This window comes from Kitasatospora sp. NPDC085895 (assembly GCF_040702125.1).
GTDB classification, from domain to species: domain Bacteria; phylum Actinomycetota; class Actinomycetes; order Streptomycetales; family Streptomycetaceae; genus Kitasatospora; species Kitasatospora arboriphila.
This window is the reverse complement of the sequence record NZ_JBFBJY010000028.1, coordinates 20,861-45,617: the sequence shown is the minus strand read 5'-3', so window position 1 is coordinate 45,617 and position 24,757 is coordinate 20,861. Positions and strand designations below refer to the sequence as shown.

Annotated in this window: 21 protein-coding genes and 1 tRNA gene; 11 read left to right on the top strand and 11 right to left on the bottom strand. The window is 73.6% G+C overall.

Annotation, left to right across the window (positions count from 1 at the left end; all coding sequences use genetic code 11):
* The first annotated feature begins 146 nt into the window (after positions 1 to 146).
* The 3 genes from AB0442_RS19215 to AB0442_RS19205 all read left to right on the top strand — a co-directional run bounded on the left by AB0442_RS19215 (position 147) and on the right by AB0442_RS19205 (position 1,749).
* Complete coding sequence (locus AB0442_RS19215; RefSeq protein ID WP_366164149.1) at positions 147 to 998, top strand: alcohol dehydrogenase catalytic domain-containing protein; 852 nt, start codon at positions 147 to 149, stop codon at positions 996 to 998.
* A gap of 40 nt (positions 999 to 1,038) precedes the next feature.
* Positions 1,039 to 1,611, top strand: a complete 573-nt coding sequence (locus AB0442_RS19210) for a YdeI/OmpD-associated family protein (RefSeq protein ID WP_363542645.1) — start codon at positions 1,039 to 1,041, stop codon at positions 1,609 to 1,611.
* 64 nt (positions 1,612 to 1,675) lie between these two features.
* Positions 1,676 to 1,749, top strand: a tRNA-Lys gene (locus AB0442_RS19205).
* A 79-nt stretch (positions 1,750 to 1,828) separates the two neighbouring features.
* Here the strand turns inward: AB0442_RS19205 and AB0442_RS19200 are convergent.
* The gene (locus AB0442_RS19200; RefSeq protein WP_366164148.1) at positions 1,829 to 2,653 is read right to left on the bottom strand and encodes a hypothetical protein; all 825 of its coding nucleotides are present in this window, start codon (positions 2,651 to 2,653) and stop codon (positions 1,829 to 1,831) included.
* A gap of 254 nt (positions 2,654 to 2,907) precedes the next feature.
* Here AB0442_RS19200 and AB0442_RS19195 point away from each other — a divergent pair, with 254 nt between their 5' ends.
* Positions 2,908 to 5,298, top strand: a complete 2,391-nt coding sequence (locus AB0442_RS19195) for a transglycosylase domain-containing protein (protein ID WP_366164147.1) — start codon at positions 2,908 to 2,910, stop codon at positions 5,296 to 5,298.
* Positions 5,299 to 5,365: 67 nt separating this feature from the next.
* Positions 5,366 to 6,427 (top strand): EamA family transporter, encoded by a 1,062-nt coding sequence (locus tag AB0442_RS19190; protein ID WP_366164146.1) that lies wholly within the window; start codon positions 5,366 to 5,368, stop codon positions 6,425 to 6,427.
* Positions 6,428 to 6,512: 85 nt separating this feature from the next.
* Here the strand turns inward: AB0442_RS19190 and lepB are convergent, their stop codons facing one another.
* Positions 6,513 to 7,343: a signal peptidase I gene (gene lepB, locus AB0442_RS19185; RefSeq protein WP_366164145.1), complete on the bottom strand. Its 831-nt coding sequence runs from the start codon at positions 7,341 to 7,343 to the stop codon at positions 6,513 to 6,515.
* Between the two features lie 269 nt (positions 7,344 to 7,612).
* Positions 7,613 to 7,912 carry a chorismate mutase gene (locus tag AB0442_RS19180; RefSeq protein ID WP_344627099.1) on the bottom strand — a complete coding sequence of 100 codons (300 nt, stop codon included), beginning with the start codon at positions 7,910 to 7,912 and terminating at the stop codon, positions 7,613 to 7,615.
* 332 nt (positions 7,913 to 8,244) lie between these two features.
* Here AB0442_RS19180 and AB0442_RS19175 point away from each other — a divergent pair, with 332 nt between their 5' ends.
* On the top strand, positions 8,245 to 8,670 hold the full coding sequence (locus AB0442_RS19175) for an OsmC family protein (RefSeq protein ID WP_030275780.1): 426 nt from the start codon (positions 8,245 to 8,247) through the stop codon (positions 8,668 to 8,670).
* Between the two features lie 703 nt (positions 8,671 to 9,373).
* Positions 9,374 to 11,500, top strand: a complete 2,127-nt coding sequence (locus AB0442_RS19170) for an EAL domain-containing protein (protein ID WP_366164144.1) — start codon at positions 9,374 to 9,376, stop codon at positions 11,498 to 11,500.
* A 63-nt stretch (positions 11,501 to 11,563) separates the two neighbouring features.
* Here the strand turns inward: AB0442_RS19170 and AB0442_RS19165 are convergent, their stop codons facing one another.
* Positions 11,564 to 12,745 (bottom strand): LLM class flavin-dependent oxidoreductase, encoded by a 1,182-nt coding sequence (locus AB0442_RS19165; protein ID WP_366164143.1) that lies wholly within the window; start codon positions 12,743 to 12,745, stop codon positions 11,564 to 11,566.
* A 506-nt stretch (positions 12,746 to 13,251) separates the two neighbouring features.
* Here AB0442_RS19165 and AB0442_RS19160 point away from each other — a divergent pair.
* Together AB0442_RS19160 and AB0442_RS19155 are read left to right on the top strand one after the other, a co-directional pair.
* Positions 13,252 to 13,851, top strand: a complete 600-nt coding sequence (locus tag AB0442_RS19160) for a hypothetical protein (protein WP_363542634.1) — start codon at positions 13,252 to 13,254, stop codon at positions 13,849 to 13,851.
* A gap of 463 nt (positions 13,852 to 14,314) precedes the next feature.
* A complete protein-coding gene (locus AB0442_RS19155) occupies positions 14,315 to 15,580 on the top strand; it encodes a hypothetical protein (protein ID WP_366164142.1) in 1,266 nt (421 codons plus the stop codon).
* A gap of 204 nt (positions 15,581 to 15,784) precedes the next feature.
* Here AB0442_RS19155 and AB0442_RS19150 read toward each other — a convergent pair whose 3' ends face one another.
* The 6 genes from AB0442_RS19150 to AB0442_RS19125 form a co-directional block, all read right to left on the bottom strand.
* On the bottom strand, positions 15,785 to 16,690 hold the full coding sequence (locus tag AB0442_RS19150; RefSeq protein ID WP_366164141.1) for an alpha/beta fold hydrolase: 906 nt from the start codon (positions 16,688 to 16,690) through the stop codon (positions 15,785 to 15,787).
* Positions 16,687 to 17,793 (bottom strand): branched-chain amino acid ABC transporter permease, encoded by a 1,107-nt coding sequence (locus AB0442_RS19145; protein WP_366164176.1) that lies wholly within the window; start codon positions 17,791 to 17,793, stop codon positions 16,687 to 16,689. The genes AB0442_RS19150 and AB0442_RS19145 overlap by 4 nt, the downstream gene beginning before the upstream one ends.
* A gap of 107 nt (positions 17,794 to 17,900) precedes the next feature.
* Positions 17,901 to 18,767, bottom strand: a complete 867-nt coding sequence (locus AB0442_RS19140) for a branched-chain amino acid ABC transporter permease (RefSeq protein WP_366164140.1) — start codon at positions 18,765 to 18,767, stop codon at positions 17,901 to 17,903.
* Positions 18,764 to 19,546, bottom strand: a complete 783-nt coding sequence (locus AB0442_RS19135; RefSeq protein ID WP_366164139.1) for an ABC transporter ATP-binding protein — start codon at positions 19,544 to 19,546, stop codon at positions 18,764 to 18,766. The genes AB0442_RS19140 and AB0442_RS19135 overlap by 4 nt, the downstream gene beginning before the upstream one ends.
* A 77-nt stretch (positions 19,547 to 19,623) precedes the next feature.
* Positions 19,624 to 20,382: an ABC transporter ATP-binding protein gene (locus AB0442_RS19130; RefSeq protein WP_344627086.1), complete on the bottom strand. Its 759-nt coding sequence runs from the start codon at positions 20,380 to 20,382 to the stop codon at positions 19,624 to 19,626.
* A 182-nt stretch (positions 20,383 to 20,564) separates the two neighbouring features.
* Positions 20,565 to 21,905 carry a substrate-binding domain-containing protein gene (locus tag AB0442_RS19125; RefSeq protein WP_366164138.1) on the bottom strand — a complete coding sequence of 447 codons (1,341 nt, stop codon included), beginning with the start codon at positions 21,903 to 21,905 and terminating at the stop codon, positions 20,565 to 20,567.
* Between the two features lie 388 nt (positions 21,906 to 22,293).
* Between AB0442_RS19125 and AB0442_RS19120 the strand changes: the two genes are divergently transcribed.
* Positions 22,294 to 23,055: a CoA transferase subunit A gene (locus tag AB0442_RS19120; RefSeq protein WP_366164137.1), complete on the top strand. Its 762-nt coding sequence runs from the start codon at positions 22,294 to 22,296 to the stop codon at positions 23,053 to 23,055.
* Position 23,056: 1 nt separating this feature from the next.
* The gene (locus AB0442_RS19115; RefSeq protein WP_366164136.1) at positions 23,057 to 23,800 is read left to right on the top strand and encodes a CoA transferase subunit B; all 744 of its coding nucleotides are present in this window, start codon (positions 23,057 to 23,059) and stop codon (positions 23,798 to 23,800) included.
* Between the two features lie 68 nt (positions 23,801 to 23,868).
* Here AB0442_RS19115 and AB0442_RS19110 read toward each other — a convergent pair whose 3' ends face one another.
* Positions 23,869 to 24,579, bottom strand: coding sequence for a uracil-DNA glycosylase (locus tag AB0442_RS19110; RefSeq protein ID WP_366164135.1), 711 nt, complete (start codon positions 24,577 to 24,579; stop codon positions 23,869 to 23,871).
* Positions 24,580 to 24,757 lie beyond the last annotated feature (178 nt).

Genomic DNA, 24,757 nt, shown 5'->3' with positions numbered 1-24,757 from the left:
CCTGTCCGTACGCCCCGGTCCGTGCGACATGCGGTCCACTACCCCGCAGATCAGCATAAATGTGACTAAGCACCCGCCCGGAGCGGCTCGCCGGGCACGCGGACGGGAGCGGGCACGGGAGCGGGAGCGGGAGCGGGAGGTGGCCGGTGCGGGCGCTGGAGTACCCGGGGCCGGGCGGTGCGGCCGGCGCCCCGCGGACCGTCGAGACGGCGGTGCCGCGGGCCGGACCCGGGCAGGTCCTCGTCCGGGTGGAGGCCGCCGGACTGCCGCCGGCCGACGGTGCGCCGGCCGGGGTGCCGGGCACGGAGTTCGCCGGGGTGGTGGTGCAGCTCGGCCCGGGCACCTACGGCCTTGAGGTCGGCGACGAGGTGCTCGGGCACTGCCCGTCCGGCGCCTGCGCCGAGTACGCCGCCGCCGACGCCGACCGGGTGGCGCACCGGCCCACCGCCCTGCCCTGGGCCGAGGCTGCGCTGCTGCCCGTCACCGCGGCGGGCGTGCGGGCCGCCCTCGACCGGCTCGGGGTACGGCGCGGCCGGACCCTGCTGGTGCACGGCGCCGGTGCGGCGGCCGGGCGGGCCGCGGTCGGGCTCGCGCTGCGCCGCGGCGCAGCGGTGGTCGCGGTGGCCGCCGAACGGGAGCACGCCGCGCTGCGCGAGGCCGGCGCGGTGCCGATCGGCTACGGCGCGCAGCTGGCCGAACGCGCCCGGGCGGCCGCCCCGCAGGGCGTGGACGCCGTGCTGGACGCCGTCGGCCCGGGCACCGCCCCGCTCTGGCCGGAGCTGGCCGGCGGCCCGGACCGGGTGGCCTCGCCGGTGCCGCCGCCGGGCGGCCGGACGGTCGGCGCCGCCGAGTCCGCCGAGCTCGGCGGACTGGTGGAGCTGTGGGAGGAGGGCGCCTTCCGGCTGGTGCCGGACGCCGTCCTCGGGCTGGAGGAGGCGGCGGCCCACCCGCCGCCGCCGGGCGGCGGGACGCTCGCGGTGGTCGCCCCCCGGAGCTGATCCCGCCTCACCTGTCGGTGGCCCGTGGTTCACTGCGGGCATGGCCGACCCGCAGGACACGCTCGCCTTCGACTCCGCCGAGGAGTTCGAGGCCTGGCTCGACGCGCACCACGACACCTCCCCCGGGATCTGGCTGAAGCTCCGGAAGAAGGCTCCCGGCGTGGTGTCGCTGGACTACCCCGGGGCGTTGGATGCCGCCCTCTGCTTCGGCTGGATCGACGGGCAGAAGCGCTCCTTCGACGAGCAGCACTGGCTGCAGCGGTTCACGCCGCGCACGGCCCGCAGCCGCTGGTCCAAGATCAACCGGGAGAAGGCGGAGTCGCTCGCCGCCGCCGGCCGGATGCGCCCGGCCGGTCTCGCCGAGGTCGAACGCGCCCGGGCGGACGGCCGCTGGGAGGCCGCCTACGACAGCCCCCGCTCGGCGACGGTGCCGGACGACCTGGCCGCGGCCCTGGCCGCCGTGCCCGCTGCGGCGGAGAACTTCGCCGCGCTGGACGGCACCAACCGGTATTCGATCCTCCACCGGGTGCAGGAGGCCAAGCGGCCGGAGACCCGCGCCCGCCGCATCGAGAAGTTCGTGGCCATGCTGGCCGCCGGGGAGAAGCCGCACTGAACGGCAGGTGGATACGGATGTGCGTCCGACCTGCGGGAGCGTGTATTGTTCTCCACGTCAGCAGGCGCCGCTAGCTCAGTTGGTTAGAGCAGCTGACTCTTAATCAGCGGGTCCGGGGTTCGAGTCCCTGGCGGCGCACAGACGGTCGAAGGCCCCTCGCGGAAGCGGGGGGCCTTCGGCGTTCCCGGGGCCGGACCGGCTGTCCCGGCCGTCCGGGTCAGCGGCGCAGCAGGCGGTGCAGGGAGTCCTTCATCGCGGCCGTGAAGGACTCGCGCTGCCCGGCCTCCAGGAGGTCGAGCGAGAGGTACGGGTTGAGGTCCTCCAGCTCGACCAGCAGCAGCTCGCCGTCGGTGGTGCGGCAGGCGTCGACGCGCTGGATGCCGTGGTCGACGGTGTTCCAGTCCACGAAGTGCTGGGCGAAGGCGAGGTCCTCCGCGCTCGGACGGTAGGGCGCGAGCTGCCAGCGGACGTCCTTGTCCGGGGTGTGCAGGGCGTACTGGAACTCCCGGTCGACGAAGTAGAAGGACACCTCGTAGCGGAAGTCGATCCGGGGCTGGACGAGCATGCCGCCGGCCGCGGCGATCCCGGCGATCCGGTCCGGGCCGACGACCTCCAGGCCGATGGAGTCGGCGCCGAGCTTGGGCTTGGCCACGTACTCGGCGACGTCGGGGAGGCGGCCCAGGTCGTCCGGGGCCTCCGCGGTCGGGATGACCGGGTGGCCGCCGGCCGACAGGTCGAGCAGGTACTGCTTCCCGGCCATGTCCGCACGGCCGGTCAGCTCGTTGAACACACGGGTGCCGCGCCGCAGCGCCTCGGCCCGGAAGGCGTCGTACTGCTCCTGGTAGTGCAGCACCGGGCCGCTGTTGCGCACCACGACGCCGTCGAAGGAGTCCATCAGGTCGGCCGCATCCAGCGGGTGGCACAGGGCGACGGCGAAGTCGGTGCGCAGCGCGGCGGAGAGGTGGGTGTCCTCGTCGCCGTAGCGCCGGCCGCGGGCCGGGTAGGTGAGGTCGGTCACGTACAGGATGCTCGGGCGGGCCATGGTGCTCCTCGTGCGGGCGGGTCCGGGCACCCTACCCGCCGCGTCGTGGCGGGGCCGCGGGCGAGGCGGGCACCCGGGACGGCACGGGTCGGCACGAGGCGGGTCGGCGCGGCGGCGGCCGCGAGGTGAGGGAACGGTAAGGAAAAATGGGACATAAGTCCCTAACGTCTGACAAGTCGATCAGGCAGGGTGGGGCGGTCCATGCCGTCCGACGGGTGAGCGACCTTTGCGGGGCTCGCAGGAAGGGAATTCCGGTGCCCCGTACTTCGCAGCAGAGCGGTCCCGGCGCGCCCCGCGGACGGTGGTCCGGCCGCCGGACGGCGCAGCGGCGCACCGGCTGGCGGCGGCTGGTCCCGACCTGGCGGGCGGCGCTGGCCGGCTCGGTGACGGCGGTGCTGCTCGCGGCCGGCCTGTTCGCGCTGGGGCTGGCCCTGGTGCAGGTGCCGGACGCGCACGCCGCCGCGACGGCGCAGAGCAACACCTGGCTGTACTCCGACGGCACGCTGATCGCCCGGACCGGCCAGACCAACCGGCAGAACGTGCCGCTCGACCGGATCTCCCCCGCCGCCCGGCACGCCGCCCTGGCCGCCGAGGACCGCAACTTCTACCACGAGGGCGCCGTCAACCTGCAGGGCCTGACCCGGGCCGCGTTCAACACCGCGACCGGCAAGGCCACCCAGGGCGGCTCGACGATCACCCAGCAGTACGTCAAGAACACCTACCTCAGCCAGAAGCAGAGCGTCACCCGCAAGGTGAAGGAGCTCTTCATCGCGATCAAGGTGGACGCGACGGAGAGCAAGGACGACGTCCTCGCCGGGTACCTCAACACCGCGTACTACGGGCGCGGAGCCTACGGCATCCAGGCCGCCGCCCAGGCCTACTTCGGCATCGACGCGGACCGGCTGGACGCCGCCCAGGGCGCCTACCTGGCCGCGCTGCTGAACGCGCCCAGCGCCTACGACGTCGCCACCGCCACCCCGCAGGGCAAGCAGAACGCGACGAACCGCTGGAACTACGTGCTGGACGGCATGGTGCAGGAGCACCGGCTGTCCGCCGGCGAGCGGGCCGCCGTCCGGTTCCCCGAGGTGAAGGAGCCCAGGAGCGCGCCCGGCCTCTCCGGGCAGGCCGGCTACCTGGTCTCCGCCGCCACCGACTACCTGACCTCGCAGCACGTCCTGACCGACGCCCAGCTGGCCCAGGGCGGCTACACCGTCACCCTCACCGTGGACGCCGAGCGGGAGCGGCAGCTGCAGGCCGCCGTCCGCAGCCAGCTCACCGGCAACCTCGACCCGGCGAAGCGCAAGAAGGACGCCGACGCCCAGGCGGGCGCCGTCTCACTGGACCCGAAGACCGGGGCGGTGCTCGCGCTGTACGGCGGCAGCGACGCCACCCGGCACTGGATCGACAACGCGACCCGGCAGGACTACCAGGCCGGCTCCACCTTCAAGGCGATCGCACTGGCCGCCGCGATGGACAGCGAGGCCCGCACCCAGGCCGGCCGCCGGATCACCGCCGACACCGTGTACGACGGCACCAGCGGACGGGCCGTCCGCGGCGGCACCGGCACCCCGTACGCCCCGCCGAACGAGGGCGGCAAGGACTACGGGCAGATCACCCTGCAGCAGGCCACCGACTGGTCGGTCAACTCGGTGTACGCGCAGCTCGCGCAGGACACCGGGCTGGAGACCGTCCGGAGGACCGCCGTCGCGCTCGGCCTGCCCGCCGACACCCCGGGGCTGTCCGCGGTGCCGTCCATCCCGCTCGGCGCGGCCACGCCCAGCGTGCTGCAGATGGCCGGGGTGTACGCGGCCCTCGACAACGACGGCAAGCAGATCACCCCGTGGCTGGTGAAGTCCGTCGGGGTGGAGGGCGAGCAGGTGCCGCTGCCCGCGCACAGCACCACCCAGGCGGTCAGCACCGAGGCGGCCCGGGCCACCACCGCGATGCTGCAGGGCGTCGTCGACGACCCGGGCGGCACCGGCCGGCGGGCCGGCGCCCTCGACCGGCCGGTCGCCGGCAAGACCGGCACCACCGACGACTCCCGGTCGGTCTGGTTCGTCGGCTACACCCCCGAGCTGGTGACGGCCGTCGCGCTCTTCGGCCAGGACCCGGACACCGGCGCCCAGGTCACCCTGGACGGGGTCGGCGGCACCGGCGAGGCCGCGGGCGGCCGCTACCCCACCCTGATCTGGACCGCCTACATGAAGGCCGCGCTGTCCGGCGAGCCGGTCTCCGACTTCACGGCGCCGAAGCAGGTGCGCACCCGGCCGACCGGGTCCGCGCCGACCGGCAGCGCCTCCGCGACCCCGTCCACCGCCCCCTCCTCGCCGGCCGCCGGTGCGCCGGCCGAGGGCGACGCCACCCGGCAGCCCGAGCGCCCCTGGGCGTCGACGGGCGCCGCGCCGGGCGCGGGCCGCCCCGGGACGGGGAGCGGCTCCTCGGGCGGCGGGACGGGCTCGGACGGCACCGGTGGGGGCGGCCTGTTCGGCTACGGGTCCGGCACCGGGACGGGATCCGGCTCGGGCGGGTCCGGTCCGGGCAGCGGCTCGGGCTCGGACTCGGACTCGGGCGGGACGAGCGGGACGGGGTCAGGTTCGGGGTCGGGGTCCGGCGGGACGGGCACCACGCCGGGCGGCCGGGGGTGACTCGCACAGGACCATCACGTGAGATGGCGCCTTACCAAGTGCGTCCACGGACTGGCACAATGCGTCGGTGCGCAGCTCCTCCCCCACCCCGGCCCGCGGCATCGGCTCGCTCGGCCTCTCCCTCGCCCTGCTCTCGGCTTTCGCGTTCGGCGGCTCCGGCACCGCCGCGAAACCGCTGATCGAGGCCGGCCTCTCACCGCTGCACGTGGTGTGGCTGCGGGTGACCGGCGCCGCCGTGGTGCTGCTGCCGCTCGCCTACCGGCACCGGGACGCCGTCCGCCAGCGCCCGGGCCTGCTGCTCGGTTTCGGCCTGCTGGCCGTGGCCGGCGTGCAGGCCTGCTACTTCGCGGCGATCTCGCGCATCCCGGTCGGCGTCGCGCTGCTCATCGAGTACCTCGGCCCGCCGCTGCTGCTCGGCTACGTGAAGTTCGTGCAGCGCCGCCCGGTCTCCCGCGGGGCCGCGATCGGCGCCGGCGTCGCCGTCACCGGCCTGGCCTGCGTCGTCGAGGTCTGGAACGGGCTCTCCTTCGACGCGCTCGGCGTGGTCTTCGCCCTCGGCGCGGCCTGCTGCCAGGTCGGCTACTTCGTGCTCGCCGACGCCGGCCGCCGCGGCGACAAGCCGATCGACCCGATCGCGGTCAGCGCGTACGGCCTGCTCATCGGCGCCGTCGTGCTCACCGTCTTCACCCGGCCGTGGGAGGCGGACTGGAGCCTGCTCGGCGGCTCGGTCACCATGAACGGCCACAGCCTGCCCGCGGTGCTGCCGGCCGCCTGGATGGTGCTGGTCGCCACGGTGCTCGCCTATCTGACCGGTGTGGTCGCCGTCCAGCACCTGTCGCCGCCGATCGCCGGCGTGGTCGCCAACCTGGAGGCCGTGGTCGCGACCGTCCTCGCCTGGGTGCTGCTCGGCGAACACCTCGGCGCACCGCAGCTGCTCGGCGGCCTGCTGGTGCTGGCGGGCGCCTTCGCCGCCCAGACCAGCGAGTCCGGCGCCGAACCGGAGCGGACGGTGACCTCGGGCGGCGGCGCCTCCGAGCGGGTCGGCGGTTCCGGCGGTTCGGGCGGCGGCTTGGACGGCGGCTTGGACGGCGAGGACGCCCCGCAGGACGCCGTCCGGGGATCCGTCTGACCGGCTGAGCGGGTGGGCCGGGCCCGGCCGGGTCAGCGCCTGTCGGTCCGCGCCGGTCGATCTGCCCGGTCCGGTCGGTCCGCCGTCAGCGGCCGGACCAGCCGAACCAGTCGACGTGTCCGAGCGGCCACACCACGGCGGCGGCCGGGCCGACCACGTTGGCCACGGGGACGGCGCCGTCGCCCGGCCCGTCGCGGTGGTAGCGGGAGTCCGCCGAGTTGCTGCGGTGGTCGCCCTCCACCCAGACGTACCCCTGCGGCACGGTCACCGGCCCGAAGTCCAGGCCCGAGCAGGAGTCGTCGCCGGCGTGCAGGTACGGCTCGGCCACCGGGTGCCCGTCCACGCGCAGCACCGTCCCGGCGCACTGGACGGTCTGGCCGCCGGTCGCGATGACCCGCTTCACCAGGTAGTTGTCGTCCTTCGGCGGCAGCAGGCCGACGAAGCTCAGCACGGCGTCGAAGGCGCCGGGCAGGGTGCCGGAGGTGTCCGGCTGGTTCGGCAGCCAGTTCCCGGGGTCGCGGAAGACCACCGGCTCGCCCGGCTTCGGCTCCCAGCCGGTGAGGACGGCCAGCTTGTTGACGGCCACCCGGTCGTGGACCCGCAGCGTGTTCTCCATCGAGCCGGACGGGATGGTGAACACCTGGAACAGGCAGGTCTTGATCACCAGCGCCACCACCAGACCGATGGCCGCCATCACCGGCAGCTCGACCCACCAGGGCCAGCGGCGCCGGGGACGCCTGCCACTGCCACTGCCGGTGTCGCTGCCGCCGTCGATGCTGCCGCTGCCGTCGATGCCGCCGCCGGGGGTGGTGCCGGCGCCGGTGGCGGGAGTGGCGCCGGTGGGACCGCCCGGGCGCCGGGAGGGCTCGGGGCCCGTCGACGGATCCGCGCCGGGGGTGCCCACGTAGCTGGTCATCTGCAGTGCCACCCTCCGCGCCACCGCCGGGCCGCGCCGGGGCCCGGCGGGCCGGCTCGGCGACTGCCCCGCCGGTGGGTCGAGATCGCCGGTCGAAGAGAACAGCACGCTAGCGCCGTGGGCCGTACACAGGAAATCCCGTATTTAGCCGCATCCGACATCCGGACGGGGGTTCGGCGAGGCGGCGCCGTGTGCGACTGCTCCGCGTACGGCGGCGCCGTGTGCGACTGCTCCGCGTACGGCGGTGCCGTGTGCGGGCAGGCACCCGGTCAGGAACGGGCGATGGCCTCGTGGTGCCGGATCACCTCGGCGATGATGAAGTTCAGGAACTTCTCGGCGAAGACCGGGTCGAGGTGTGCACCGGCGGCGAGCTCGCGCAGGCGCGTGATCTGCTCGCGCTCCCTGGCGGGGTCGGCCGGGGGCAGCTTGTGGTCGGCCTTCAGCCGGCCCACGCGCTGGGTCGCCTTGAAGCGCTCGGCCAGCATGTGGACGACCGCCGCATCGATGTTGTCGATGCTCTCGCGCAGGCTGGTCAGCTCGGCGCGGACCGCTTCGTCGACCTGCGCCATCGCCTCGGCGGCGTCCGCGGCGGCGACATCGGCGGCCACGGCGTCGGCGGCGGGGTCGGTGGGCTGATCGGTCATCGGACAATCGCTCCGGAGCTGGCGGGGCTGGACGCGCCCGACGGCCGGAAACCGGCGCGGGCCTCGGCAAATCTAACAGGGGGCACCCCCCGAACTCCCACCTTTCGGACCAAGCGTCCATCATCCGGACATCCGGCGGCCCCGCGTGGCGGGTGCGGCCGAGCGTCCGTCCAGGCGGACAATCGCCGCGTAGGCTGGGCGCGGCGCCACAGGACGTGACGACCCAGCAGTTCTCCCAGCACTGGAGGTACCTGATCGTGGCAACCACCCGTACCGCACGCACCGCGTGGGAAGGCAACCTGCTCGAGGGCAAGGGCGTGGTGACGTTCGCCTCCTCCGGCATCGGGGAGTACCCGGTGTCCTGGCCGGCCCGCGCCGAGACCCCGAACGGGAAGACCAGCCCCGAGGAGCTCATCGCCGCCGCCCACTCCTCCTGCTTCTCGATGGCCCTCTCGCACGGCCTCGCCGGCGCCGGCACCCCGCCCACCAAGCTGGACACCCAGGCCGACGTCACCTTCCAGCCCGGCACCGGCATCACGGGCATCCACCTGACGGTCACCGGCGAGGTCCCCGGCCTCGACGAGGCGGGCTTCGTCAAGGCCGCCGAGGACGCCAAGGCCAACTGCCCGGTCAGCCAGGCCCTCACCGGCACCACGATCACCCTCACCGCCAAGCTGGCCTGACCCGCGACACGCCGTCGGTGGCAGCGCTCCCAAAATCGTCGGAACGCTCCCACCGCCCCGGTGCCGTGACACCCACCAGCGGCACACCGGACCTCCGTCCGCCCGGTCACACACCGGACGAGCAGGCCGTATGCGCACCCGCCCCCGTCCGCCGCCGTTCCGCGGCGGGCGGGGGCGGTGCCGCGTCCGATCACGCTCCGTCAGAAAGCCGACGAATCACCCTGGCGGCGGTCACCGCCGATTCTCCGCGACGCCTATGATCGGCGGCGGTGGCCCGACCCGAGGGGTTTCGATCGAGGGGTTGGATCGGACGAGGGCGTGGACCGCCGTGGACACGGACAACTGCACTACGGCAGCCGTCCGGATCAGCGGGAGCAGCGGACGGGAGCGTGCCGTGCCGGGGCGAAACGAGGGGGTCGACGCACACCACACGGGTGTGCGGCACGAGGAGTTGAACCGGGCGCGCCACGGCCGCCCCGAGCCCCCGCACTCGCCGCCCGGGCGCCCCGAGCAGCACACCGCCGAGCGGGCGGGCACCGGGGCCCAGGCGAGTCCCGCGGATCAGTCGCCGTCGGTGGGGCAGTCATCGGTGGGTCAGTCATCGGTGGGGCAGCCGCCGGTGGGGCACTCGTCGGGCCGGCCGGGGATCGAACCGGTCCTGCCGGTCGAGCCGTTGCTCTCCTGTCCCACCTGCACCGGGCCGGTGGGCGGCAGCACCGCACGCCTGCTGGCCGCTCTCCGGGCGAGCGAATCCCGCTTCCGGGCGGCGTTCGCGGACGCCGGCATCGGGATGGCCCTGATCGACGCGGACGACCGGATCATCGAGGCCAACCCCGCCTTCGCGGCGATGCTGGGCCGCGAGCCGTCGGACCTCGCCCGCACCCACATCCACGAGATCATCGAGCCCGAGGACACCCCGCGGCGCCTCTACCGGGACCTGGTGCACGGCAAGCGGGACCGGCTGCGTGTCGAGAAGCGGCTGAAGCACCGGGACGGCCGCTCGGTGTGGAGCAAGGTGGCCCTCTCCCTGATCCGGGACGGCGCCGGGCACCCGCTCTACACCCTGGCCATGGTCGAGGACGTGACCGAGCAGCGGCTCCTCGGCGACCGGCTCGCCTACCAGGCCCTGCACGATCCGCTGACCCGGCTGCCGAACCGCACGCTCTTCTTCGAGCGGTTGGAGGCCGCGTTCCTCGCCGTCGGCGCCCGGACCGACCGCGGCCGGACCGAGCCCGGGACGACGGCGGTGACCGGCCCGGCGCCGGCGGGCGGCAGCAGGCCCGCGGGCAGCGCCAGGCCCGCCGGCGGCGGCTCGGCCGGCGGCACGCTCACCACGGCCGCCGCGGCGCTCAACGGCTCCGGGTCGGGCGGCGCGGTGAAGGGATCCGGAGGCGCCGGAGCGGGCGCGGTGAACGGTGCCCGTGCCGCCGGCCCTGCGAACGGCTCCGCGAACGGTCACGGTGCCGTCGGCACCGCGAACGGCTCCAGCGTACGCGGTGCCGTCAAGGGCGCGACGAACGGCGCCGCGCAGGCCGCCGACGGCGAGCGGCATCCCCGGATCGGGCTGTGCTACCTCGACCTCGACGGCTTCGCGGTGATCAACGAGACGCTCGGCCACCACGTCGGTGACCAGTTGCTGGTCGCGGTGGCCGCCCGGCTGGAGAACGGTTTCGCCCGTGGCGACCGGCAGCTGGTGGCCAGGCTCGGTGGCGACGAGTTCGCCGTCCTGATCACCGACAGCGAAGGTTCCGAACAGCTCACCTCGCTCGCCGGTCGACTGATCAAGGCGCTGGAGAAGCCCTTCGAGATCGGTGGTCACCGGCTGGCCGTCACCGCCTCCGTCGGCGTGGTGGAACGGCCGGTCGAGGGCACCTCCCCGACCGACCTCCTGAAGGACGCGGACTCCACCCTCTACTGGTCCAAGGCGGACGGCCGCGCCCGGTGGACGCTCTACGACCCGGCGCGCGGCGCCCACCAGCTGACCCGGCAGCTGCTCTCCACGGCGCTGCGGCCGGCCCTGGAGCGCGGCGAGTTCATCGTCGAGTACCAGCCGCTGGTCGGCCTCTCGGACGGGCTGGTGCACGGCGCCGAGGCGCTGGTCCGCTGGCGGCACCCCCGGTACGGCACCCTCTCGCCCGACCGGTTCATCCCGCTGGCCGAGGAGTCCGGCGCGATCGTGCCGCTCGGCAAGTGGGTGCTGGAGGAGTCCTGCAGACAGGCGAGACGCTGGCTGGCGGAGTTCCCGGACGCCGACACCTTCGTCAGCGTCAACCTGGCCGCCCGTCAGATCTGGGACTCCGACGTCGTCGCGGACGTGGCGGAGGTCCTGGACCGGACCGGTCTCCCCGCCGGACTCCTCCAGCTGGAAATCACCGAGAGCGCCCTGCTCGGCCCGGGCGGGCGCCCCATCCAGGCCCTGCAGGCCCTCGCCGACATGGGCATCAGGATCGCGATCGACGACTTCGGCACCGGGTACTCGAACCTCGCCTACCTCTCCCGGCTCCCGGTGCACGTCCTCAAGCTCGACGGGAGCTTCGTCGAGGCCTTCCGCGACGCCGGGACGACCGGCCTCCCCGGCGGACGCTCCGCCTCCCCCGACCCCGACGGTGCCCGGGCCCGGCGCACCGAGGCGGACGAACAGATCGTCGGCGCCATGGTGCGGCTCGCCCACGCCCTCGGCCTGACCGTGACCGCCGAGGGCATCGAGAACGCCGCCCAGGCCGAGCGGCTCCGGCTCACCGGCTGCGACACCGCCCAGGGCTGGTACTTCGCCAAGCCCGGGGACGCCGAGATCGTGGCGGACATGCTCCGGGAGTGCCAACCCGACTGAGTCCGGGCAACACCGCGATCGGCGGAGCCGGGTCAGCGGGCCGGGACCTCCGTGGGGCTCGGGTCAGCGGGCCGGGACCTCCGTGGGGCTCGGGTCAGCGGCGCCGGCGGCACCGCCGACGTTGCCGGCATCACCGGCATCACCGGCGTCGACGGCCGCGGTCAGCCCGTACGCCTCGGCGATCAGGCCGTAGGAACGGTGGCGGGCCTCGTGACCGTGGATGTGCGAGGTGACCATGAGCTCGTCGGCGCCGACCCGCTTGCGGAGGGTTTCCAGGCCGTCGGCCACCTGCCCGGGGGTGCCGAGGACGACGTTGCCGAGCCAGCTCGCGAGGAAGTCCGCCTCCATCTCGGTGTAGGGGTGGGCCTCGGCCTCGTCCGGGGTGGGGATCAGACCGGGGCGGCCCTGGCGGAGCCGGAGCATGGCGAGGCCGGCGGACCGGGCCAGGCGCAGTGCCTCGGCCTCCCGGTCGGCGGCGACCGCGCTGACGCCGATCAGTGCGTAGGGCTCGTCCAGGACGGCGGACGGCTGGAACGTGCTGCGGTAGAGGTCCAGCGCCGGGACGGTGTTGGCGGCGCTGAAGTGGTGGGCGAAGGCGAACGGAAGGCCGAGCCGGCCGGCCAGTCGGGCGCTGAAGCCGGAGGACCCGAGCAGCCAGATCGGCGGCCGGGCCTCGCTCTGCGGGACGGCGCGCAGCCGGGCGTACGGGTGCCCGTCCGGGAAGTCGCCGTCGAGGAAGTGGGTGAGTTCGGCGAGCTGCTGCGGGAAGTCGTCGGCGCCGTCGGAGAGCCCGCGGCGCAGGGCCCGGGCGGTGGCCTGGTCGGTACCGGGCGCCCGGCCGAGGCCGAGGTCGATCCGGCCCGGGTGCAGGGCCTCCAGCAGGCCGAACTGCTCGGCGATGGTGAGCGGGGCGTGGTTGGGCAGCATCACGCCGCCGGAACCCAGGCGCAGGGTGCGGGTGTGCGCGCCGAGGTGGGCGAGCAGCACGGCGGGGTTCGAGCTGGCGACCCCGGGCATGCCGTGGTGTTCGGCGACCCAGAAGCGGTGGAAGCCCCACCTCTCGGCCGCCGCGGCCAGCTCGGTGGTGGCGGTGAGCGCGTCGGCCGGCGAGTAGCCGGCGCCGACGGTGGCGAGGTCGAGGATGGAGAGCGGGGCGGGCGCGGACCCGCGGGCGCGTCCGCGGACGGGGTCGCCCGGCACCGTCTCCGTGGGGTTCTGGCTTCCGCCCGTGTGCTCGCCGCTCATGCCGCCCGTCCTCCTGGTCGCCGCGGGTTCCTGGTCGCCGGTCGGTCGACCGCCGACGGAGGACAACCTCCGTTCGGGCGGGCGTGTTCCCTCGTTCCCGAACCGATCGGCCGCCCCGTGCAGGCGGCGGTTGGCGACTTCATGCCAGCGCGGGAAGTCGCCAGCTCCTGATGTCGCGTCAGGAACGACGGTCGGGCAAAGTTACTCATCAGTGCGGTGCATGCATCACCACACTCCTGACGAAGACCACCGGGCTGGACCAGCACCGATGGTCCCCGCGAGCCCCCGGAGCGGCACCCCGCTCCGGGGGCTCGTGCCATGTGCCGACCGGTCGGGGGACGCGGCTCCGCCGGGGCGCCCGCACCGGCTGCGGCTCAGCCGTGAGCCGCGAGCATGCGCCATGAGCCGCGACACACGGGGGGTGCTTCATGGCATGAAAGTTCGACTCGCTAGCGTTACTCCCTGCAGCACTGCTCTCCCCCGGGCGGTCTGGAGGGAGTTCGACCTTGGACGCCGCAGCCGTACTCGGCCCGTCGTGGATCTGCGCGCTGGCGCTGTGCGCCGTGCTCGGTGACGCGTTCCTTCCTTTCCTTCCGAGCGGGACGCTGGTGATCCTCGCCGTGCTCCGCACCTCCGAGGTCGAGGGTGCTCCGCTTCTGCTGGGCCTCGGGGTGGCCGTGGCCTCCTTCCTCGGCGACCTCCTGCTGCTGAACCTGGCCCGCCGCGGGGCTCCGGCCGTACGGCGCCGCCTGGCCCGGCGCCCCGAACTGGCGACGAGCGTCGAGCGGATGCAGGCGGCGCTGGCGCAGCGCACCAGCCGGGCCGCTGCGGTCATCGTGATCATCGCCAGGTTCGTCCCGGCCGGCCGCACCGTCCTCGACCTGGCAGTCGGGCACTCGCCGGCCTCGTCGCGGATCTTCCTCCGCTGGTCCGCGTTGGCGGCCGTGGTCTGGGCCGCCTACATCGTCAGCCTGGGCTGGCTCAACAGCCACTGGTTCGACACCGCCTGGCTGAGCCTGGTCGTGTCCTGCGCAGCGGCGACGCTGATCAGCGGCAGCATCGCCCGTGTCATCCGCCGTCGGCGCCGCGCTGCGGCGGCCTGCTGAGCGCCGCCGCTCCGACCTGAGACGACCTGACCGGATCCCGGTCGGTCCGGATCGGGTCGGTCCGGATCGGTCCCGGGTCGGTCCCGGCCAAGCCCCGTCCGGGTGGCAGGCCGGGTCGAGAGACAGGGGCGGGTCGGTCGGGTCGGCACAATGGCCGCACGGAACTCCCCCGGACTCCCTGACCCCGCGTCGGCAGCGATCGGCCCGTCACTCTTCCCGGCGACCCGCCGCTCTTCCCGACGATCTGTCTCAGGACCGCAACAGTCGGGTCGATGGTGCAGCCGCCATGGGTATGAGCTGCGTGGTGGCCTGGGGGTGGACAGGCGCGCTGTACCGACCTGAGCGCTCATGACATCCTTGTGCAGGAATACAGATCAATTGTCCGATTATGTCGGCGCCGTCCGGATGCCTCCTGGTGTCCGGACGTCTGCTGGGTGCGGGCACCACGCGGGTAGGGGAGACCATGAGCAGCATCTCGCGGAGGGCAGTGCTGAGTGCCGGGGCGGCCACTGCGGCTCTCGGCGCTGTCACCGCCTGTTCCAGCGGCGGCGGGGCGAAGGCCAAGGGTTCGGGCCCCGGCGGCGGTTCCGGGGACGGCGCCGGCAGCACCTCGACGGCGAAGCCCGTCAAGGGCACGCCGCTCGGCGACGGCTCGACCTCGGACAGCGGCGCACAGCCGAACCAGCCCAAGCCCGAGAAGCTGAAGCCCGGTGAGCAGCCGCCGCAGTTCGTGGTGTTCTCCTGGGACGGTGCGGGCGCCACGGACGACGGGCAGTTCAGCCGGTTCCTGAAGATCGCGGAGGAGCACAAGGCGTCGATGACCTTCTTCCTCTCCGGCATCTACACGCTGCCGAAGGAGAAGTCGAGCCTCTACCACCCGCCGCGCCACCCCGCCGGCGCCTCGGACATCCCGTTCCTCTCCGCGAACGCCGTCCGGAACACCATCAAGCTGATCAGCCAGGCCTGGCTGGCCGGCCACGAGATCGGCACGCACTTCAACGGCCACTTCTGCGCGCGTCAGCCCGACGACGGCAACGCCGTGAACAAGTGGACTCCCGAGGACTGGGAGAACGAGATCCAGCAGGCCGTGTCGTTCGTCACGCAGTGGAAGACGAACACCGGCTTCACCGACGTCGATCCGCTGCCCTTCGACTACAAGAAGGAGCTCATCGGCGGCCGCACGCCCTGCCTGCAGGGTCAGAAGGGGCTGCTGCCGACCGCGGCGAAGCTGGGCTGGAAGTACGACGCGAGCTCGCCCGGCGGCCTGCAGATCTGGCCGCAGAAGGTCCAGGACGGCAAGATCTGGGACTTCCCGCTGCAGGGCATCCCGTTCCCCGGGCACAGCTTCCAGGTGCTCTCCATGGACTACAACATCCTCGCCAACCAGTCGCACGGCTCGACCAAGGGCGACCCGTCCAAGCACGCGGAGTGGCAGGCCCAGGCCCGTGACGCCTACGTGGCGGGCTTCAACCGGGCGTACACCACCAACCGGGCGCCGCTGTTCATCGGCAACCACTTCGAGCAGTGGAACGGCGGCATCTACATGAACGCCGTCGAGGACACCATCAAGGAGATCGCCGGCAAGCCGGACGTCCGGCTGGTCTCGTTCCGGCAGCTGGTCGAGTGGTTGGAGGTCCAGGACCAGTCGACGCTGCGCAAGCTCCGCACCCTCGGCGTGGGCAAGGCCCCGACGGGCGGCTGGGAAAGCTTCCTGGGGACGGCGGGCTGAGCCCTCCTTCCCGGCCTCCCGGGACCTCCCCGGGACCTCCCCGGGCCCACCCGGTATCCCGGTCTCCCGGTATACCGGGCCACTCGCGCCTCTCCGTCCGGCCCGCTCCGTCCGGCCCGCTCAGACGGGCCGGCCCGGACCGGGCACCGTCGCCGGCTCGAACCGTCCCCGACGGATCCGGGCCGGCGACCGGCCTTCCACGGGTCAGTCGAGCGCCGCGCCCCGCAGCAGCCGGTCGATCACGGCGTCCGCACCGTCCGCACCACCGATGATCGAGTAGTGGTTGGTGCCGGGGACGGCGGCGGCGGGGACGCGGGTTTCGTCCAAGCCGGCCGACCTGAGGCGCGCCGCGTCGTAGAGCCCCTGCGGTTCGTTGAGCAGCCCGCGTTCGGCCCAGAGCAGTTCGGCGGGGCAGGGCAGTTGGTGGACGGCGGCAGCGGCCTCCTTGTCCAGCAGCACCTCGCGGCCGTCCTGCCGGATCGCCTCGGGGACGCACGAGGAGCGGAGTCCGGGCTCCGTCCCGACGAGGTCGCGCTGGGTGTAGGCGTCCATCCGTGCGGTCCACTCGTCGACGAAGGCGGGGTGGGCCTGCCAGAACTCCCGGTACGCCTGCCGGTCCGGGAAGGTCATGGACAGCCGCGCGAGGGCGGGGCCGAGGACCGCCGCCAGTGCGTCGTCCTCGTGGACCCCTGCGGGGAGCGGGAAGCTCACGGCCCCGTCGACCAGCAGGATCCGGCTCACCAGCTCGGGGTGGCGTACCGCGGTCAGGGCGCAGACCCACGCCCCCATCGAGTGCCCCACCAGGTGGGCCGGGCCGAGGCCCAGGGTGCGGACGACCTCCGCGACGTCGTCCGCGTGGCGGGCGAGGCCGAACGGGCCGTCGACCGAGCGGCTGTCCGCCCGTCCCCGGAGGTCCGGAGCGATCAGGGTGGCCCGGCCGGCCAGCCGGTCGGCGATCTCGCCCCAGGCCAGGGCGTTGGCGGTGATGCCGTGGACGGCGACCACCGTGGGTGCGTCGGGCACCCGGGCCGGCCAGCGCAGGACGGCCAGGTCCCCACCGGGCACGGGGACGGACAGTTCGTCGTGGACGGGTCCTCCGGAGATGCTCACGCTGCCTCATTTCCACGGATTCGAACAGGCACGGCCGAGCCGGCACGGGCGGCACGGAGACGGGCGGGCAGTCTAGCCAGGCCGCCCGGCAGGAGGTAGACCACCACGACGAACAGGCCGCCCAGCAGGAAGAGCGGCTGGGAGAGCGGGACGCGCAGCACGGCGGGCAGGTCGGCGACGGCGGCGGAGTTGGCGAGGTCGCCGAGACGGTGGCCGGCCCAGGTGTAGAGGGCGCCGCCGAGCAGCGGACCCCAGCGCGTGCCGGATCCGCCGAGCACCACCATGACCAGCAGCGCGAGGGTGGCGTCGGAGGTCGCGGCCTGCGGGGTCGCGCCGCCGGTCAGCAGCAGGTACACGACGCCGCCGGCGCCGGCCAGGGCTCCGGCCACGACGAAGGCGATCAGCTTGTAGCCGTACGGCCGCAGGCCGAGGACCTCGACGCGTCGTTCGTTCTCCCGGATGCCGGCCCAGACCCGGCCGATCGGCGAGCCGACGGTGACGTGGACGATCGCGAGGGTGAGGACGAGGTACCCGAGCGCGATCCAGTAGAGGTTGGCGGTGTTGCCGATGCCGACCAGCGAGGGCGGCAGCAGGTCCGCGGGGGCGGCGCGCCCCTCCTCGCCGCCGGTGAGTCCGCCGGGGTTGCGCTGGACGAGGATCGCCCCGGCCTGGGCGAAGGCGAGCGTGACCATGGAGAAGCCGATGCCGGTGACCCGGAGGCTGACCGCGCCCAGCAGCACGGCGAGCAGGGTGGCGCAGGCGATACCGGCGGCGGCGGCCGGCAGCAGGGGGAGGCGGAGTTCGAGCATGGCGAGGTCGGTGCAGTAGAGACCCGCCGCGAAGTAGAGGGCGTGGCCGAAGGAGAGCAGGCCCGTCCGGCCGAGGAGCAGGTCGTAGCCGGTGGCGAGGGCCCCGTAGAGGAGGCACAGGGCGATCAGTTGGAGGCTTCCGGGGCTGCCGGGCGGCCCGTCGAGGAGCCCCGGGACGGGAAGCGCACTGTATGGGGCGACAAGGAACAGGATCAGCAGGGCGATCGGCCACCAGCGTAGTGCTCGACGGAGCGGAGTCGAGCCGTCACCGAATGATTCACCTGTTCGAGGGATGGTGCGACCACGTCCTGGTGTTCCAGAATCTCCGTCAGAAGCACCGCCGGGCAATGAGACTGTGAAGCCCGTCGGGCTCTCGGTGCCCGTGGTCGAGGAGTTGGCGGTCACGCGAGCCTCCCGGTGAGTCCGCGGGGCCGTACGAGGAGAAGTACGGCGAGGAGTACGACGACGGAGAGATCGCCCAGCCCGGCGGCGGTGTAGTAGTTGGCGAACTGCTGGACGAGGCCCACTGCGGCCGATGCGACGGCGGCACCGGTGACCGAGCCCGTGCCGCCCATGACGACCACGACGAAGGCGAAGATCAGCAGACCGGCGCCCTGGCCGGGGTTGACGGAACCGAAGTAGAGACCGGCGAGCGCGCCGCCGAGCGAGGCGGCGGCTCCGCCGATGGCGAAGACCAGGGTGAACGCACGACGCACGTCGACACCGAGGGCCGTGACCATGGCGCGGTCCTCGACACCGGCCCGGACGATGAGGCCGTACCGGGTACGGCTCAGGAAGAGGCGCAGCAGCACCAGCACCACGAGGGCCGCGCCCATCAGGACGAAGCGGTTGACGGGGACGACCGCACCCAGCAGCGAGACGGTGCCGGCCAGCGCGGCCGGCGGTTGGAAGGGACGGGCGTCGGCGCCCCAGATGCCCATGATCAGGGCGGGCAGCGCCAGGCCGACGCCGACGGTGGCCAGGATCTGGTCACGAGGACGACTGTAGAGGGGCCTGATCACGGCCAGTTCGAGCAGGACGGAGGCGGCGGTCCCCGTAGCGGTGCCGAAGAGCACCGCCGGCCAGAAGCCCACCCCCGCCTCGGCGGAGGCCCACCAGGCGGCGTAGGCGCCCACCGACAGCAGGGCCCCGTGGGCGAAGTTGAGCACGTCCATCAGACCGAAGATCAACGACAGCCCGGAGGCCACCAGGAAGTAGAGAGCGCCCAGACCGAGACCCGTACAGACGAGGAGGACGACGGTGTTCATGGAGAGGTCACCTCCGTAGCGGATTCGACGGAACGGGGGGAGTCGTCGGCCGCGGCCTGCGCGGCGGCAGCAGAAGCGCGCCTGCTGCCGACGCCGAGCAGTCGGCGCGAGGCCTCCTCGTCGGCCAGCAGTTCGGCGGTGTCGCCCCGGTGGACGGTCCGGCCGTCGGCCAGGACGGTGCAGCGGCCGGCCAGCCGCCTCACCAGTGCGAGGTTCTGTTCGACGAGCAGGATCGGCACCCGTTCCGCCGCCCGGGCCAAGACCTCGGCCACCTCGGAGACGATCTTCGGTGCCAGGCCCTTGGTGGGCTCGTCGGCAATGATCAGCCGGTTACGGTTGAGCAGGGTGCGGCCGATCGCCACCATCTGCTGCTGGCCACCGGAGAGGGTCCCGGCGGCCTGTCGAGCCCGCTTCCGCAGCTCGGGGAAGAGCTCGTGCACCAGGTCGTAGGCGGGCTCGGCATCACGCTCGGCCAGCCGGAGGTTCTCGGCCACGGTGAGCCCGGCGAAGATGCCGCGGTCCTCCGGGGCGTAGCCGATGCCCTGGCGGACGACCAGATGGGTCGGCAGTCCTGCCAGTTCGGCCCCGTCGAAGAGGAGGCTTCCCGACCTCGGCACCAGGCCCATGACCGCTTTGGCCGTGGTGGTCTTGCCCGCGCCGTTGCGGCCGAGCAGCGCGGTCACTCCCGTGGGGGCCACGTCGAGGTCCACGCCGTGCAGGATGTGTAGGCCGTCGATGACCACCCGCAGGTCCCGCACGGCGAGCAGCGGCTTCGGCATCTCCGCCGCACCCGCCGCCCGCCCGTCCACCGTCGTCTCCCGCCTTTCCCGATACTGCGTCAGAGAGGGGTCGTCCGTCACAGCGCCTCACCCAGGTAGGCCTGCTGCACGGTGGGGTCCGCCATCACCGCGGCAGGCGTGTCCAGTGCCAGAAGGGTGCCGTGGTGCATCACGGCGAGCCGGTCGGCGAGACCGAGCAGGACGTCCATGTGGTGTTCCACCATCAGCACCGTCCGGCCCGACTCGCGGTGCACCGAGCGGATCAGTTCGGTGAGGGCCGGGACCTCCTCCGCGCTGACGCCGGCCATCGGTTCGTCGAGCAGGATCAGCCGCGGTTCGGCGACCAGCAGCACCGCCAGTTCGAGCTTGCGCTTCTCGCCGTGCGAGAGGGCGTTCGCCACGGTGTCCGCCCGGTGCCCGAGGTCGGTCCGTTCCAACGTCTCGGCGACCTGGGCGGAGTACCGGTCGGCCCGGCGCCAGAAGCGGTAGGAGGCGGCCGGCCCAGCCGCGCCCTGCGCAGCCAGCCGTACGTGCTCGGCGACCGTCATCCCGCCCCACAGCGAGGAGGTCTGGAACGTCCGCCCGATCCCGCGCCGGGCCCGTGCGTGCACGGGCAGGTCCGTGATGTCCGCCCCGTCCAGTTCCAGCGTGCCGTGACTCGCCGGGTAGATCCCGGAGATCAGGTTGAACAGGGAGGTCTTCCCCGCGCCGTTGGGTCCGATGAAGGCGACGAACTCGCCCTCTCCCACGGTGAAGGAGACGTCCTCCACGATCGGCACACCCCGGACCGACCAGCCGAGCCCCGTCAGCCGCAGGACAGGCTCGGCGGTCCGCACGGCGGCCGTGCTCCTGCCCACCGGCCGCGGGCCGCCCGCCTGCCCGGAGCGGGTTGCCTGCCCGCGCAGGACCGCCTGCCCGGGGAGGGCTGTCTCCCCGGGCAGGGCTGTCTCCCCGGGCAGGCCGGCAGCGGCGCCGGACGGCCCCGCGCCGGGCCCCGATGCGGATGGCTGCTCCACGATCAGCCGACCATGGCGAGGACGGGCGGCGCCACCTGCTCGGAGGGCAGGACCTTCTCCACGGTGGGCTTGGCAGCGGCCCCGCTGCCGGTCAGCCGGACCTGGAACATCGGCTGCAGCAGGGCGTGGTCCTCGGCGCGGACGGTGAGGTGGCCCTTCACGCCGTCGAAGCTCCACCCCTCCAGGGCCTTCACCAGGGCGGCGGTGTCGTCGGCGGAGCCCTTGTTGGCCTCGACCGCGTGCACCACCATCTGGGCGGCGGTGAAGCCGTCGGGGGTGAAGATGTCCGGCTTGCCGCCGCCCTTGGCGACGGCCTCGGTCATCGCCTTCTCGATGTCCGTCCCGGCCGCACCGGCGAAGTAGTGGTTGAGGAAGGAGATCTTCTCGCCCGCCGGGCCGAACAGCGGGTACGAGGCGGCGAGGTCCAGGCCGGTGACCACCCGGGTGGAGGAGAAGACGTCCTGCTGGTTGAGGGAGGTCCACAGGGCGGAGGCGGTCTCGCCGGCCCAGGCCACGAACAGCAGGTCGGGCTTGGCGGCCTTGGCCTGGGTGGCGAACGGCGTCAGGTCGGTCGCGCTGGGCGGGGCGAGGACGGCGTCGACCGTGGCGCCCTCCTTGCCGAGGACGGCCTTGACGGCGGCCACGTTGGCCTGTCCGAAGGCACTGTCCTGGGCCAGCACCGTCACCTTCCTGCCCTTGGCGTCGCCCACGAACGAGGCCGCGGTCAGGGTGTCCTGGTAGGACTGGCGGCCCGATCGGAAGGTGTACTTGTTGAGCGCGGTGACCTTGTCGGCGGCGGCCGGTCCGCTGATGAAGAGCACCTTGTTCTGCGCGGCGAAGGGCGCCACCTGCAGGGCCACGCCGGAGGCGGTGGAGCCGGCGAGGATCTTGTAGCCCTTGCCGATCAGCTCCTTGGCGCCGGACACCGCCTTGGCGGGGTCGCCGGCGTCGTCCTGCTCGACGAACTCGATCGGGTGCCCGTCCACCTTGCCGGTGCCCTTGGTCGCGTAGTCGAGCCCTGCCTTGAAGCCCTCCAGGTACTGCTTGCCGTACGCGGCGAGCGGGCCGGTCTTGGAGTAGAGCAGGCCGACCTTGACCGGGCTCGAAGCCCCGCCGTTCCCGCCTGCGGAGTCCGTCCCCGCCGTTCCGGCCTCGGCGCAGCCGACCGCCAGCACGCCGCAGGCCGCCAGGACGGCGATCCGCCGCCCGACGTGCCGCGGACCGCCCGCAGCACCGCCGCCGGTGGCCGCGGTGCTGCGGGCGGCTCCCGGGGCCGGGGCGGCCGTGGACGCGGCCCGGGCCGCACCGATGGATCTGACGCGGGGAAGTGCTGTGTGGCGCATGGCGGCCGGCTCCTGGGGATCGCTGCGGGGTGGATGCCGGAACCGTAGGAGTGCGGCCGGTCCGGGGACATATGGCCGGACGACGCACCGACCGCCCCGGCTGTGTGTCCCTCAGCCATGTCGGAGCTCCGCAGCGCGATCCGTGTGGCACGGCCCCATGGCCGGGGCGCACCGAATGTCGGGTGCCGCCATGGATCCGGCCGGGCCCCGCGGCGAGGGTGGAGGAGCCCGGCCGGCCCCCGACCCGGCCCGCCGCCCAGCGCTGCGCCGACCCCCGGCGCGGCCCACCGCCCGGGCCGGGGCCGGGCCCATCACCCGCTGCTCCGCCCGGTCCTCGGATCGGAGAGCCGCCGGCAACTCCCACCCCCGCCCTCAGTGAGGTGACCCCTTGGACAAGGTCCTTGACTCCCCCGACCGTGCCGTCGAGGACATTCCCGACGGAGCGACCCTCGCCGTCGGCGGATTCGGCCTCTGCGGCATCCCGAGCACCCTGCTGGGCGCGCTAGCGGCGGCGGGCACGTCCGGGCTGCGCGTCGTCTCCAACAACTGCGGCGTCGACGACTGGGGCCTCGGCCTGCTGCTGCGTGCGGGCCGGATCGCCCGGATGACGTCCTCGTACGTCGGCGAGAACAAGGAGTTCGCCCGGCAGTACCTGAGTGGGGAACTGGAGGTCGAGCTGACCCCGCAGGGCACGCTGGCCGAGCGGCTGCGCGCCGGGGGTGCCGGCGTCCCCGCCTTCTACACCCCGGCGGGCGCGGGGACGCAGGTCGAGGAGGGGGGTCTGCCCTGGCGCTACGCCGCCGACGGCTCGGTGGCGGTCGCCTCACCGGCGAAGGAGGTCCGCGAGTTCGGGGGGCGGCGCTACCTGCTGGAGGAGGCCATCACGGCGGACTTCGCGCTGGTCAGGGCCGAGGTGGCCGACCGGCACGGCAACTGCGTCTTCCACGCGGCCGCCCGCAACTTCAATCCGCTGTGCGCCACTGCCGGGCGGGTCACGGTGGTCGAGGCCGACCTGGTCGTCGAGCCGGGCGAGCTCCCGCCGGACGCGGTGCACCTGCCCGGTGTCTACGTCGACCGGGTCGTCGCCGCCGACCCCGCGGATCGCCGCATCGAGCGCCGCGCCGTCCGTCCGATCCCCCAGGAGGTCTGAGATGCCCGCCACCGACACGTCCACGGCCCCTACCGCGCCGGCCACCGTCACGTCCACCGCCCCCACGGCGCCGGCCACGGCCACCACCCTCGACCCCCGGGACGTGCTGGCCGCCCGGGCCGCCCGGGAACTGCGCGACGGCCAGTACGTGAACCTCGGAATCGGCCTGCCGACCCTGATCCCCAATCACCTTCCGCCCGGTGTGCACGTCGTGCTGCACTCGGAGAACGGGATCCTCGGGGTGGGGCCGTACCCGCAGGAGGGCACCGAGCACCCGGATCTGATCAACGCGGGCAAGGAGACGGTGACGGTCGAGGCCGGCGCCTCGTACTTCGACTCGGCGTTCTCGTTCGGCATGATCCGGGCGGGCCGGATCGACGTGTCCGTGCTCGGCGCGATGCAGGTGTCCGCCTCGGGCGACCTCGCCAACTGGATGATCCCCGGCAAGGTGGTCAAGGGCATGGGCGGCGCCATGGACCTCGTGCACGGCGCGCGCCGGCTGATCGTGGTGACGGAGCACACCGCCAAGGACGGTTCACCGAAGATCGTCGACGAGCTGTCGCTCCCGGCCACCGGCCGCGGCGTGGTGCACCGGATCGTCACCGACCTCGCCGTCCTCGACGTCACCCCGGACGGCCTCCTGCTGGTGGAGGTGGCCCCCGGCCGCACGGTCGAAGAGGTCCGCGCCGCCACCGAGCCCCCGCTGAGTCTCTCCCCCGCGCTTTCGGCCGGACTCTCGGCCTGAGCCCCCGAAGACGGGGAAGGCCGGCCGCTCGCTGCCCTCACAGCGCGCGGCCGGCCTTCCCGTGCCGATCAGTCGTTCAGGTTCGGGATCTTCCAGTCGATCGGCTCGGCACCGAAGCCCTCCAGGGCGGCGTCGATCTGCGAGAACGGCTTGCTGCCGAAGAACAGCTTCGCGGAGAGCGGCGACGGGTGGGCGCCCTGCACGACGACGTGGCGGTCGGTGTCGATCAGCGGCAGCTTCTTCTTCGCGTAGTTGCCCCACAGCACGAAGACGCAGGGCTCCTCGCGCTCGCTGACGGCCTTGATCACCGCGTCGGTGAACTTCTCCCATCCCTTGCCCTTGTGCGAGTTGGGCTCGTGCGCACGCACCGTCAGCACCGCGTTCAGCAGCAGGACGCCCTGCTCGGCCCAGTGCATCAGGTAGCCGTTGTCGGGGGCGGGGACGCCGAGGTCGGCCTCCAGCTCCTTGAAGATGTTGCGCAGCGACGGCGGGGTCTTGGTGCCCGGCAGCACGGAGAAGCTCATGCCGTGGGCCTGGCCGTCGTCGTGGTACGGGTCCTGACCGAGGACCAGCACGCGGACCTTGTCGTACGGGGTCGCCTCCAGCGCGGAGAACTCCTGCCCGCTCGGCGGGAAGACCTGGTGCTCGGCGCGCTCGCCGGCCACGAAGGCGGCCAGCTGGGCGAAGTACGGCTTGCCGACCTCGTCCGCGAGCACGTCCTGCCAGGACTCGGGCAGCTCGAAACCGGCGCCCGCGGCCGTCTCAGCCAGATCCGTCACGACAAACCTCCCACCGACCGCGCCGCACTGCGCAGCGGTCGCCTCCGACGTACGACTTCCTACGACCTGAACGCTACACACCCCTACCGACAGCCCGCTCCGCCCACCCGTCTCCCCGCCGGATCCCCGGCGGATCCCCCGGGAATCCGCACCGGTCCCTCCCGGGGGTGCTGAGCGC